At 71.6% G+C, this 11,779-nt stretch carries 10 protein-coding genes and 1 pseudogene; 8 read left to right on the top strand and 3 right to left on the bottom strand.

The genetic code is table 11. The annotated features are described in order from the left end of the window. The first annotated feature begins 108 nt into the window (after nucleotides 1-108). Entirely contained in the window at nucleotides 109-1,560 is a 1,452-nt protein-coding gene (locus MTQ10_RS20740) for a peptidoglycan D,D-transpeptidase FtsI family protein (protein ID WP_247470364.1), read from the top strand. 236 nt (nucleotides 1,561-1,796) lie between these two features. On the opposite strand, the gene MTQ10_RS20745 is transcribed toward MTQ10_RS20740, so the two are convergent. From MTQ10_RS20745 to MTQ10_RS20755, 3 genes and pseudogenes are all read right to left on the bottom strand, one after another. Then, on the bottom strand, nucleotides 1,797-2,594 hold the full coding sequence (locus MTQ10_RS20745) for an HAD family acid phosphatase (protein ID WP_247470366.1): 798 nt from the start codon (nucleotides 2,592-2,594) through the stop codon (nucleotides 1,797-1,799). A 142-nt stretch (nucleotides 2,595-2,736) separates the two neighbouring features. Then, nucleotides 2,737-4,110 carry a hypothetical protein gene (locus MTQ10_RS31515; protein ID WP_247470368.1) on the bottom strand — a complete coding sequence of 458 codons (1,374 nt, stop codon included), beginning with the start codon at nucleotides 4,108-4,110 and terminating at the stop codon, nucleotides 2,737-2,739. After that, nucleotides 4,107-5,073 (bottom strand): annotated as a pseudogene (locus MTQ10_RS20755) (5-dehydro-4-deoxyglucarate dehydratase). Before MTQ10_RS20755 ends, MTQ10_RS31515 begins: the two are co-directional and overlap by 4 nt. Nucleotides 5,074-5,264: 191 nt before the next feature. Here MTQ10_RS20755 and MTQ10_RS20760 point away from each other — a divergent pair. The 7 genes from MTQ10_RS20760 to MTQ10_RS20790 all read left to right on the top strand — a co-directional run bounded on the left by MTQ10_RS20760 (nucleotide 5,265) and on the right by MTQ10_RS20790 (nucleotide 11,682). After that, a complete protein-coding gene (locus tag MTQ10_RS20760; protein WP_247470370.1) occupies nucleotides 5,265-6,074 on the top strand; it encodes an NAD-dependent epimerase/dehydratase family protein in 810 nt (269 codons plus the stop codon). A 314-nt stretch (nucleotides 6,075-6,388) separates the two neighbouring features. After that, a complete protein-coding gene (locus tag MTQ10_RS20765; protein WP_247470371.1) occupies nucleotides 6,389-7,159 on the top strand; it encodes a DeoR/GlpR family DNA-binding transcription regulator in 771 nt (256 codons plus the stop codon). Between the two features lie 78 nt (nucleotides 7,160-7,237). Next, the gene (locus MTQ10_RS20770; protein ID WP_247470372.1) at nucleotides 7,238-8,611 is read left to right on the top strand and encodes an ABC transporter substrate-binding protein; all 1,374 of its coding nucleotides are present in this window, start codon (nucleotides 7,238-7,240) and stop codon (nucleotides 8,609-8,611) included. Beyond that, on the top strand, nucleotides 8,608-9,546 hold the full coding sequence (locus MTQ10_RS20775) for a carbohydrate ABC transporter permease (RefSeq protein ID WP_247470373.1): 939 nt from the start codon (nucleotides 8,608-8,610) through the stop codon (nucleotides 9,544-9,546). The genes MTQ10_RS20770 and MTQ10_RS20775 overlap by 4 nt, the downstream gene beginning before the upstream one ends. Then, nucleotides 9,543-10,370, top strand: coding sequence for a carbohydrate ABC transporter permease (locus MTQ10_RS20780; protein ID WP_247470375.1), 828 nt, complete (start codon nucleotides 9,543-9,545; stop codon nucleotides 10,368-10,370). The genes MTQ10_RS20775 and MTQ10_RS20780 overlap by 4 nt, the downstream gene beginning before the upstream one ends. After that, nucleotides 10,367-11,377 (top strand): zinc-dependent alcohol dehydrogenase family protein, encoded by a 1,011-nt coding sequence (locus MTQ10_RS20785; protein WP_247470377.1) that lies wholly within the window; start codon nucleotides 10,367-10,369, stop codon nucleotides 11,375-11,377. The genes MTQ10_RS20780 and MTQ10_RS20785 overlap by 4 nt, the downstream gene beginning before the upstream one ends. A gap of 83 nt (nucleotides 11,378-11,460) precedes the next feature. Further along, nucleotides 11,461-11,682 carry a hypothetical protein gene (locus MTQ10_RS20790; protein ID WP_247470379.1) on the top strand — a complete coding sequence of 74 codons (222 nt, stop codon included), beginning with the start codon at nucleotides 11,461-11,463 and terminating at the stop codon, nucleotides 11,680-11,682. Nucleotides 11,683-11,779: the final 97 nt, after the last annotated feature.

Genomic DNA, 11,779 nt, shown 5'->3' on the forward strand with positions numbered 1-11,779 from the left:
GTCCTGTGGGGTTCCGGAGGGGGCGGTCCTGTGGGATTCATGAACACGAGATGAGAAATCGGAGCGGAAGGGAACGATCCGCCCCGTCCCGCTCGTCCTGTGACCGGGATGAACAAGACGATCAGGCGAGCGTCCGTCTTCGCTCTGCTGCTCGTGCTCGCTCTGCTCGTCAGGGCGACCTGGGTGCAGTTCTACGACGGTCAGGCCCTCGCGGACGACAAGGACAACCGGCGCAACGCGATCCAGACGTACGCGGCACCGCTCGGGAACATCGTCGTGGCCGGACGCCCGGTCACCGGCTCGGCGCGCTCCTCGGGCGGTGACCTGGCGTACAAGCGCACGTACACCGACGGCGAGCTGTACGCGGCGGTCACGGGATACGCCTCGCAGGCGTACGCGCCGACCCAGCTGGAGGGCATCTACGCGGACCTGCTCAACGGCACGGACAACCGGCTGAAGACCGTGATGGACACGGTCACCGGCAAGCGGGCCGACCCGGGCGACGTGTTCACCACGATCGACCCGGACGTGCAGAAGGCGGGGTACAAGGCGCTCGGCGACAAGAAGGGCGGCGCCGTCGCCATCGATCCGAAGACCGGCCGGATCCTCGCCGTCGTCTCCACCCCGTCCTACGACCCGACGGCGCTCACCGACGCCAACACCGCCGGCAAGGCGTGGAAGCAGCTCAACGCCGACCCGGACAAGCCGCTCACCAACCGGGCGCTGCGCCAGCCGCTGCCGCCGGGCTCGACGTTCAAGCTGGTCGTCGCGGCGGCGGCGCTGGAGGACGGGCTGGTGTCGTCGGTGGACGAGGACACCGACAGCCCCGACCCGTACACCGCGCCGGGCACGACCCGCCCGCTCACCAACGAGAACCCGAACGCCCCTTGCGAGAACGCCTCGATACGGGTGGCGCTCCAGTACTCCTGCAACAACGTCTTCGGCAAGATGGCCGTCGACCTCGGCCAGGACAAGGTCCGGGCGATGGCGGAGAGGTTCGGCTTCGACGACGAGAAGCAGGACGTGCCGGTGCGGGCGTACACCAGCGTGTACCCGAAGGACATGGACAAGCCGCAGACCGCGCTGAGCGGCATCGGCCAGTTCGACGTCACCGCGACGCCGCTGCAGATGGCGATGGTGTCGGCGGCGATAGCCAACGGCGGCGAGCTGGTCTCCCCGCACATGGTGTCCAAGGTCACCGACAGCGGCGGCGACGTCCTTCAGGACTACGACGGCGACGCGTCCGGCGAGCGGGTCGTCAGCGCCTCCACCGCCGAGCAGCTTCAGTCGGCGATGCGGACGGTCGTCGAGGACGGCACCGGCACCAACGCGCGGATCGACGGCGCGACCGTCGGCGGCAAGACCGGCACCGCCCAGCACGGCGAGAACAACAGCAAGACGCCGTACGCCTGGTTCACCTCCTGGGCGAAGGCCGACGGCAAGGAGGTCGCCGTCGCGGTGATGGTGGAGCAGTCCGACGCGGCCCGCTCCGAGGTCAGCGGCAACGGACTGGCCGCCCCCGTGGCCAAGGCCATGATGGAGGCGGCGCTGGGCGGATGACGGGCCGACCGGCACCGCCCGGCACGGCGAGCGGTGAACGTCCGGCATGCCGGACGGCATTCGGTCTCTCCCACGCACGGCTGCTGCGGTTCCGGATCTCATCCCGGCGCACCAAGTGACCTGCCGCGGGTGACCCGCCGCTGAACCGCCCCCGACCCCGGCCCCGTCGGCCGCCGGCCGGGCAGGCGGACGCCCCCTCGGTGACGACCGAGGGGGCGTCTTCGTCGAGTCGACGGTCAGCTGACGAAGTACGTCGGGTTCGGCAGCTTGTACGTCCGGTCGGCCCAGCCGCCTTCCAGGTCGGAGTACTGGTCGCCGAAGTTGGCGATGATCTCGTACCCCAGGTCCTTCTCGATGTGCTTGCGCGTGCCCGCCTTGAACTGCACGGTGGTGCAGTTCCACGCGGCGGGCGTGGCGCAGTGGCTCAGATAGGCCGGCGGGGCGGCCTTGTCCTTCAGGAACATGTGCGCGGCGTCGAGGTTCACATCGGCGCCGACCTTCTTCAGGTTCTCCACGGCGGCGGCACGCTGCGCCTCGCCCAGGCCCGAGTTGTAGAACACCGCGACGCCCTTGGCCTTGGCGTACCGCACCAGTTCGGGGCTGCCGAAGACGGCCGGGCGGTCGGCCCGGTCGACGTACGCCTTCCAGGTGGCGTCGTCGTACGTGTAGTTGGTGCGCTTCTCGTAGTCGAGGCTGAGCAGCAGCGTGTCGTCGATGTCGAAGACGACGGCGGGCTTCTCGCCGTGCTGCCGTGCCTTGCGCGCCGCCTTGTCGATGTACTTCTTCGCGTCGGCGTCGATCCGCGCCAGGTCCCGCGCGTACGGGCTGGACGGGGACGCCTGGTAGACGCCGTCGGCGTCGGCGTATGTGCCGTAGTAGGTGTCGATGTCCTTGACGAGCACGCCGATGTTGTACGGCTCGTGCGTGGAGTTGGCGTGCGACTGGCCGGCGGTGGCCGCGCCGGCGCCGTAGAGCGCACCGCCGGCGACGGCACACGCGGCGGCGAGGGCGGCTGCCTTGAGGGACTTCCGCATGGAATCTCCGGTTCTGTACAGGTGGTTCATGGTCGTTCCACCAGGTCACGCCTTGTCTACGCGCATCACGCGCGACATGCGAGCCCTCCGGCCCGAGCATTGCCGTCCAATGGGTTTGCCATGACCCTCTGTTGACCCGAAGTCAGGTGCGCCCGGCCGCCGGGCGGTTCCCGGAGGCGGTCGGCAGACCTCCTTCCCCGGCTGCCGGCCGCCGAGCCACTCGGCGCGGGTGGCTGTGCGGGCCTGCGCGGGCGTGAGCCGGGGGCGGCTGTCCGGGACGGTCACGACGGCGCCGGGGCCGGTGTTGCGGTACTCGGCGAAACGCTGGTCCTGCCAGGGGTACGACGCCGACATGTCCGTATAGGGGGCGACGGCGTCCACGCCGGGGCCGAGCCAGGTCTCGCGGACGGTGAGCACGGGGCGGGCGGTCGTGTCGGAGCTGGGCACCCAGGGCGGGCCGGCTTGCAGAAGCCGTCGGGGGCCTCGCTGGTGACGCGGCCGTGGACGACGAGGAAGCCGGGCGGTGCGCGGTGGCCGCGGAGGCGGGTGCGGCGGCGAGGACCGGGGCCGCGCAGGCGGCGGCTCCGGCGGCGAGGAAGCCCCGGCGGGTCAGGCGGTCCGGGGCGCGGGGGCCGGCGTTGGCGCCGCAGTGCCAGGAGACCGGGTCGGCGTGGAGCAGGACCTGGAAGCCGGGCGGTGCGGCGGCGCGGACGGCGGCGACGGCCTCCTGCTGGAGGGTGCGGGCGGTCTCGTCGCGGTACGCGCGCGTGGCGGCGGCCGTGCGCGCGCCGAGCAGTTTCTCGACGCCGGCCCAGCCGGGTTCCTCCGGCTCCTGCCGCCACAGCGGCCACAACGCGGCGCGTACGGCGGCGGCCAGCTCGTCGGCGTCCAGCCCGTGCCGGCCGTAGCCGTCCCGGCAGGAGGGGCAGAAGCAGAGGGACATCAGGTACTGCCCGGCCTCGCCGAGGCCGACGCCGCCGGTCTTGTCGTGGGCGTGCAGATGGGCGAGGCCGTACCAGCCGAGGGACTCCAGCTCGGTGCCGGCCGCGCCGGGCCTCACGGCGGCCTCGGCGGCCAGGTCGACGAGGTACGCGCGTGTGGCGGGCTGTGCGATGCACGGCGCCCACGGGTAGCGGTCGCCGTAGGCGTTGACGACGGAGGTGTCCGGATGCTCGGCGCCGAGGCGGGAGTTGTGGGCGAGGACGACCCAGGTGTGCACGTCCAGGCCGGCGTCGGTGAGCGCGGCGGCGGCCTCGCCCCAGGCGTCGCCGGGCGCCCAGTCACCGGCGGGGTGGGGACGCAGGGCGCGGCCCGCCCAGCGCGGTCCGGGCGGGTAGAGGACGGCGGCGTATTCGGCGGTGACGACGCGGTGGCGCGGGTGACGGGGGGTCAGCGCGCGCGTGGAGTGGTAGGCGGCGGCGAGGGTGGCCTGCCGTACGCCGAGAGCGGCGATACGGGCGGGGGCGTCCGGGTCGCCGTTCACGTCCCAGAGGTAGACGAACGCGGACGCCTTCACCGGCCGGCCTCCGCCAGCAGGGCCCGCCCCCGCTCGACGAGGTGCGCGAGCTGCTTGACGTGGTCCTCGGCCGGTTCGTGCAGCGGCGGCCTGACCTTGCCGACGTCCGGTCCGCCGAGCCGTACGCCCGCCTTGACGAGGGAGACGGCGTAGCCGCGGCCCTGGGCGCGGAGTTCGACGAACGGCCGGTAGAAGCCGTCGAGGAGCCGGTCGGCGCCGGCCCGGTCGCCGCTCTCCAGCGCGTCGTAGAAGGCGAGGGCGATGTCGGGGGCGAAGCAGAAGACGGCGGAGGAGTACAGCGGCACGCCGACGGCGCGGTAGGCGGGCTGGGTGAGTTCGGCGGTGGGCAGGCCGTTGAAGTACAGGAAGGCGTCGGGGCCGCCGGTGCGTACGGCGCTGACGATCCGCTGCATCAGGCCGAGGTCGCCGAGGCCGTCCTTGAGGCCGACGATGCCCTCGGTGCGGGCGAGCGCGAGGACGGTCTCGGGGGTGAACACCGCGTTGTCGCGCTGGTAGACGATGACCGGCAGGGCGGTCGCGGCGGCGATCTCCCGGTAGTGCCGCAGCAGCCCCTCCTGTCCGGCGACCACCAGATACGGCGGCATCGCGAGCAGCCCGTCGGCGCCGGCGGCCTCGGCGAGGCGGGCGTAGCGGACGGCGAGCGCCGTGCCGTATCCGGTGCCCGCGACGACGGGGACGCGTCCCTCGGTGACCTCCACGGCGGCGCGTACGCAGGCCTCGAACTCCTCGGGGGTGAGCGCGTGGCTCGCCGGTGCCGCAGCAGGCGAACACGGCGGCGGCCCCCGCGTCGATGCCGCGGCGCACATGGCTGCGGTAGGTGTCGAGATCGACGGTGCCGTCGGGTCCGAAGGCGGTGACGGGGAAGAACAGCGGCCCGCCGGGTCGGCCGAGTCGAGCGGCGAGAGGGGCTGACGTCACGGGCTCTCCCTGAAAGGCGCTCATGTTCATGATTGGTGTCCATATTCATGAACTAATTCACCCTGGGGAACCCGCTGGACGAAGGTCAAGCGACCGATCGAGCGGAAACACCTGCACCGCACAGGCGGGGGACGCTTGACGGGGCGTGGCACGGATCTCTAGCGTGTCCACGCATGTGAATAGCGTCCAAGCATGCGGAGATCAAGGAGACGAGGATGCCCGCTCCCCGCACCGTTCTGCTCACCGGCGCCGCCGGCGGGCTCGGCACCCTGTTGCGTGACCTGCTCCCCGGGTACGGCCACACCCTGCGCCTGCTCGACGTACGCCCGGTCGAGGGCGCACCGGACGCCGTCACCGCCGACCTCGCCGACTCCGGCGCGCTGCGCGAGGCCGTCCGCGGCGTCGACGCGATCATCCACCTCGCGGGCATCTCCCTGGAAGCCCCGTTCGAGAAGATCCTCAAGGCGAACATCGAGGGCACGTACAACCTGTACGAGGCCGCCCGCGAGGAGGGCGTGCGCCGTGTCGTCTTCGCCTCCTCCAACCACGCCGTCGGCTACACCCCCCGCCCTCGGGACGGCGACCCGCTCATCCCGCTCGACACCCCGCGCCGCCCGGACACCTTCTACGGCCTGTCCAAGTGCTTCGGCGAGGACCTCGCCCAGCTGTACTGGGACAGGCACGGCATCGAGACGGTATCCGTGCGCATCGGCTCCTGCTTCCCCGAGCCGACCAGCGTGCGCATGCTGTCGGTGTGGATGAGCCCCGCCGACGGCGCCCGCCTCTTCCACGCGGCGCTCACCGCCGAGAACGTCGGGCACACCGTGGTGTACGGCTCCTCCGCCAACACCCGCCTGTGGTGGGACCTCAGCTCCGCGCGGGCCCTCGGCTACGAGCCGCAGGACGACTCCGAGCCGTACGCCGAGAAGCTGATCGCCGAGCAGGGCGAGCTGGACCCGGACAACCCCGCGCACGCGTGCCTCGGCGGCCACTTCGTGACGGAGCCGCCGATCTGGTCGTACTGAACCGTCGTACCGCACCACCCTCCCCGCCGGTGAACCGGCGGTCGGGACGCGGCGGAAACCGGCACTCCGGCGGCGGGCGGGCACCGAACGGGCCCGCCCGCCGCCGCATCCGGGCACCGGCCGTGCCCGATCCCATGCCCCGCCCCGCAGCCGTGCAGGTCCGAGGCGGGCACTCCACCGTGTGAACGGGCATATCCGGGCAGTATCGGGCTCGCAACAGGCCTGGTCAGCGACCCGCACCCCCTGTAGAAATTCCCTCGACGGGCCCCACCGGGCCCGAACGGGCAAGGACACCAGGAAGGGGGTGTCGGCCGATGGCCACGAGGACGGCGGAGGAACGCCAGCGGGAGATCGTGCGCGTCGCACGCGCCACGGGCTCGGTCGACGTCACCACGCTCGCCGCGGAGCTCGGCGTGGCGAAGGAGACCGTACGACGGGATCTGCGCGCCCTGGAGGACCACGGCCTGATCCGGCGCACCCATGGCGGCGCCTACCCGGTGGAGAGCGCCGGCTTCGAGACGACGCTCGCCTTCCGCGCCACCAGCCACGTCCCCGAGAAGCGCCGTATCGCCGCCGCGGCTGCCGGGCTGCTCGGCGACGCCGAGACGGTCTTCGTCGACGAGGGGTTCACCCCGCAGCTCATCGCCGAGGCCCTGCCCCGCGACCGGCCGCTGACCGTGGTCACCGCGTCCCTGCCGACCGCGGGCAGCCTGGCCGGCGCGGAGAACATCACCGTGCTGCTGCTCGGCGGCCGGGTCCGCTCCGGCACCCTCGCCACCGTCGACCACTGGACGACGAGGATGCTGTCCGGCTTCGTCCTCGACCTCGCCTACGTCGGCGCCAACGGCATCTCCCGCGAGCACGGCCTCACCACACCCGACCCGGCCGTCTCCGAGGTCAAGGCGCAGGCGATGCGGGCCGCGCGACGGACCGTCTTCGCCGGCGTGCACACCAAGTTCGGCGCGGTCAGCTTCTGCCGCTTCGCCGAGGTCGGCGCGCTGGAGGCGATCGTGACGAGCACCCTGCTGCCGACGTCGGAAGCGCACCGGTACTCCCTGCTGGGACCACAGGTCGTCCGGGTCTGACACCCCTCCCCCGCACCCCGCCCGGGGCCACCACACCCGACGGTGCCCCTTATCTCCCCTTATGTTCAGGAGCGATCCATGCGAACCCCGAGCCGACGACGACCGAAGCGAGCCACGCTCGCCGCAGCCGCCGCAGGGTCGCTGCTCGCCCCGCTGCTCTCCGGCTGCTGGGTCGGTGCCGGGGGAGCAGGCTCGGGCGGCGACTCCATCAACGTACTGATGGTCAACAATCCGCAGATGGTGGAGTTGCGGAAACTCACCGCCGCCCACTTCACCCGCGAGACCGGCATCAAGGTCAACTTCACCGTCCTGCCGGAGAACGACGTCCGCGACAAGATCAGCCAGGACTTCGCCAACCAGGCCGGCCAGTACGACGTGGCGACCCTGTCCAACTACGAGATCCCCATCTACGCCCGCAACGGCTGGCTGCACGAGCTGGACGGCTACACCGCCAAGGACCCCGCCTTCGACCAGCAGGACATCCTCGAGCCGATGCGCCGGTCGCTCACCGGCGACGACGGCAAGACGTACGGCCAGCCCTTCTACGGCGAGTCGTCCTTCCTGATGTACCGCAAGGACGTCTTCGCGAAGAAGGGCCTGACCATGCCCGCCCACCCCACCTGGCGGCAGATCGCCGGCCTCGCGGCTGAAGCGGACGGCGCCGAACCCGGCATGAAGGGCATCTGCCTGCGCGGCCTGCCCGGCTGGGGCGAGGTGATGGCCCCGCTGACGACGGTCGTGAACACCTTCGGCGGCACCTGGTTCGACAAGGACTGGAAGGCCCGGCTGGACTCCCCCGAATGGAAAGAGGCGACACAGTTCTATGTCGACCTGGTCCGTGAGCACGGCGAGTCCGGCGCCGCCCAGGCCGGCTTCGCCGAGTGCCTGAACAACATGACCCAGGGCAAGGTCGCCATGTGGTACGACGCCACCTCCGCGGCCGGGCTGCTGGAGGCGTCCGGCTCCCCCGTCAAGGGCAAGCTCGGCTACGCCCCGGCCCCGGTGGAGAAGACCAGGTCGTCCGGCTGGCTCTACACCTGGGCCTGGGGCATCCAGCAGGCCTCCCGCAACCCCGACAAGGCGTGGAAGTTCGTCTCCTGGGCCTCCGGCAAGGGGTACGAGCAGCTCGTCGGCGATCAGGTCGGCTGGTCGCACATCCCGGCCGGCAAGCGGGCCTCGACCTACAGCAACCCGGCGTACACCCGCGAGGCCTCCGCCTTCCAGGAGATGACCAGGCAGGCCATCGAGAGCGCCCGCCCCGACGCCCCCGGCGTGCAGCCACGCCCCGCACCCGGCATCCAGTTCGTCGGCATCCCCGAGTTCACCGGGCTCGGCACCAAGGTCTCCCAGGAGATCAGCGCGGCCATCGCCGGACGCCAGTCCGTCACGACGGCCCTGAGGAAGTCCCAGAAGCTCGCCGAGCAGATCTCCGAGGAGTACGAGGGACGATGACCGCTACGACGACGACCCCCGTGACCGTGGCACCCGCACGGGCCGTGCGGCAGCCGTCGGCCCGGCTGCGGGCCTGGGCCACCCGGGCCCCGCTGCTGCCCGCCCTGATCTTCATGATCGCCGTGACCCAGCTGCCGTTCGTGGCCACGCTGGTGATCTCCTTCTTCGACTGGAACGCCCTCTACCCCGACGCCCGCCGGTTCACCGGCCTCGACAACTACCGGCAGGTCCTCACGGACGCCGATCTGCGCCACTCGGTGTGGACGACGGTCCTGCTCACCGCCACCGTGGTGCTGGTCAGCCTGGTCCTCGGGCTGGTCCTCGCGCTGCTGCTGGACCGGAAGTTCCGCGGCCGGGGCGTGGTGCGCACCCTGCTCATCGCGCCGTTCCTGATCGTGCCCGTGGCCGCGGCGCTGCTGTGGAAGCACGTGCTCTACAACCCGGAGTACGGCCTGCTCAACGGGCTGCTGCACTACGTCGGCGGCCCCCAGCCCGACTGGATCTCCCGCACGCCGCTGCTCGCGGTGGAGGCGTCCCTGGTGTGGCAGTGGACCCCGTTCATGATGCTGATCCTGCTGGCCGGCCTGCAGAGCCGCGACCACGAGCAGATCGAGGCCGCCCGGGTGGACGGGGCGAACGACTGGCAGATCTTCCGCCATCTGACGCTGCCGCATCTGCGCCGCTACCTCGAACTGGGCGCGCTGCTCGGCTCGATCTACATCGTGCAGAACTTCGACGCGGTGTTCACCATCACCTCCGGCGGCCTCGGCACCGCCAACCTGCCGTACACCGTCTACCAGAGCTTCTACCAGGCCCATGAGAACGGTCTGGCCTCCGCCGCCGGCGTCCTCGTCGTCATCGGCTCGATCGTCATCGCCACTTTCGCCCTGCGCGTGGTGTCGTCCCTGTTCCGTGAGGAGGTGGCGCGGTCATGACCGCAGCAGTGCGCCGCAACGGGCTCGGCCTGGTGGCCTGGCTCGCCGGGATCGTGTTCTTCCTGCCCATCGCGTGGATGGCGCTGACGTCCTTCCACTCGGAGCAGGACGCGGCGACCAACCCGCCGTCCCTCACCGCCTCGCTCACCCTCGACGGCTACCGCGAGTTCTTCGGCACCGGAGGCGGGGCGAGCCCCTGGCCCGCCCTGATCAACTCGACGGTCGCGTCGGTCGCGTCGACGCTGCTCGTGCTGCTGCTGGCCCTGCCGGCCGCGTACGCGCTGTCGATCCGGCGGGTGCGCAAATGGACCGACGTGCTGTTCTTCTTCCTGTCGACGAAGATGCTGCCGGTCGTGGCGGGCCTGCTGCCGATCTACCTGTTCGCCAAGAACACCGGCCTGCTCGACAACATCTGGCTGCTCGTCCTGCTCCACACCTCCATGAACCTGCCGATCGCGGTGTGGATGATGCAGTCCTTCCTCTCCGAGATCCCCGTCGCCGTCATCGAGGCGGCCCGGGTGGACGGGGCGCGGCTGCCGACGGTCCTCGCCCGGGTGATCGCCCCGATCGCCCTGCCGGGCATCGCCGCGACAGCCCTGATCTGCTTCATCTTCAGCTGGAACGAGCTGCTGTTCGCCCGGGTGCTCACCGGCGTCGTCGCCGAGACCGCGCCCGTCTTCCTGACCGGCTTCATCACCAGCCAGGGCCTGTTCCTGGCGAAGGTGTGCGCCGCGTCGCTCGTCGTCTCCCTGCCGGTGCTCGCCGCGGGGTTCGCCGCCCAGGACAAGCTGGTCCAGGGCCTGTCGTTGGGAGCTGTCAAATGAAGGCCGCCGTCATCGAGTCCGTGGGCCGTGCCGTCGTCACGGAGGTCCCGGACCCGACGCCCGGTCCCCGCGAGGTCGTCGTCGAGGTCGCCGCGTGCGGCCTGTGCGGCACCGATCTGCACATCCTCCAGGGCGAGTTCGCGCCGAAGCTGCCGATCGTGCCGGGGCACGAGTTCGCGGGCACCGTGGTGGCCGTCGGCACCCGGGTCACCGAGGTCGCGGAGGGCGACCGGGTGGCCGTGGACCCCTCGCTGTACTGCTACGAGTGCCGCTACTGCCGTACCGGCCACAACAACCTGTGCGAGCGCTGGGCCGCGATCGGCGTGACCACCGCGGGTGGCGCCGCCCGCTACGCCCTCGCCCCCGTGGCGAACTGCGTCAAGCTCCCCGAGCATGTGCGCACCGAGGACGCGGCGCTGATCGAGCCGCTGTCGTGCGCGGTGCGCGGATACGACGTGCTGAACTCCCGGCTCGGCGCGCATGTGCTGATCTACGGCTCCGGCACGATGGGCCTGATGATGCTGGAGCTGGCCAAGCGGACGGGCGCGGCGAGCGTGGACGTGGTCGATGTGAACCCGGCCCGGCTGGAGACGGCCCGCCGGCTCGGAGTGTCGGCCGCGGCGGCGAGCGCGGACGAGCTGGACCGGCCGCAGGGCTGGGAGGTCGTCGTGGACGCCACCGGCAACGCGGCGGCGATCCAGGACGGGCTGGGCCGGGTCGCCAAGGCCGGAACGTTTCTTCAGTTCGGCGTGGCGGACTACGCGACGCGCGTGACGATCGACCCGTACCGCATCTACAACCAGGAGATCACCATCACGGGTTCGATGGCGGTGCTGCACAGCTTCGAGCGGGCGGCGGAGCTCTTCGCGGGCGGGGTGCTGGACCCGGAGGTGTTCATCAGCGACCGCATCCCGCTGGAGAACTACCCGGAGGCGCTGGAGCAGTTCGCCTCGGGGGTGGGGCGGAAGATCGTGGTGGTGCCTCAGCCCTCCCGGAGCGTGCCGTAGCCCCCTCGGGGCGTGCAGTGGTGCCCGGGTCGCGCGCGGATAACAGGTGGGCGCGCGGCCCGGGCATCCGTACGCTGCCCCGCATGGCACGCCCGCATGGATTCCTTTACGTCACGCACGCGGACGGCACCGTCCGCATCACCCACCACGGCCGCCCCGCGACCACCCTGCACGGCGGGAGGGCCGAGCAGTTCCTCGCCGAGGTCGCCTCGGGAGATCCGCAGCTGGTGATGGCCCGGTGGACCGGGAACTACAAGCGGGGGAACGAGCGGACCGCCCGCGACCATCCCCGCAACCGAGGCTGAGGGGGCGAAGGGGTGGTCGTCGCCGGTGAGCGGTCCGCCGGTCGGTCGGGGGCGGGAGCGATCGGCGGCCGGTCAGGGGCGGTGAGCGTTCGCTGGT

The sequence above is a fragment of the Streptomyces sp. XM83C genome, assembly GCF_023072675.1.
GTDB classification, from domain to species: Bacteria; Actinomycetota; Actinomycetes; order Streptomycetales; family Streptomycetaceae; genus Streptomyces; species Streptomyces thermocoprophilus.

Excerpts from the sequence above, each read along its gene's own strand:
- MTQ10_RS20780 (WP_247470375.1), top strand. The coding sequence starts at position 9,543 with ATGACCGCAGCAGTGCGCCGCAACGGGCTCGGCCTGGTGGCCTGGCTC.
- MTQ10_RS20785 (WP_247470377.1), top strand. The coding sequence starts at position 10,367 with ATGAAGGCCGCCGTCATCGAGTCCGTGGGCCGTGCCGTCGTCACGGAG.
- MTQ10_RS20765 (WP_247470371.1), top strand. The coding sequence starts at position 6,389 with ATGGCCACGAGGACGGCGGAGGAACGCCAGCGGGAGATCGTGCGCGTC.
- MTQ10_RS20760 (WP_247470370.1), top strand. The coding sequence starts at position 5,265 with ATGCCCGCTCCCCGCACCGTTCTGCTCACCGGCGCCGCCGGCGGGCTC.
- MTQ10_RS20740 (WP_247470364.1), top strand. The coding sequence starts at position 109 with ATGAACAAGACGATCAGGCGAGCGTCCGTCTTCGCTCTGCTGCTCGTG.
- MTQ10_RS20770 (WP_247470372.1), top strand. The coding sequence starts at position 7,238 with ATGCGAACCCCGAGCCGACGACGACCGAAGCGAGCCACGCTCGCCGCA.
- MTQ10_RS20745 (WP_247470366.1), bottom strand. The coding sequence starts at position 2,594 with ATGCGGAAGTCCCTCAAGGCAGCCGCCCTCGCCGCCGCGTGTGCCGTC.
- MTQ10_RS20775 (WP_247470373.1), top strand. The coding sequence starts at position 8,608 with ATGACCGCTACGACGACGACCCCCGTGACCGTGGCACCCGCACGGGCC.
- MTQ10_RS20790 (WP_247470379.1), top strand. The coding sequence starts at position 11,461 with ATGGCACGCCCGCATGGATTCCTTTACGTCACGCACGCGGACGGCACC.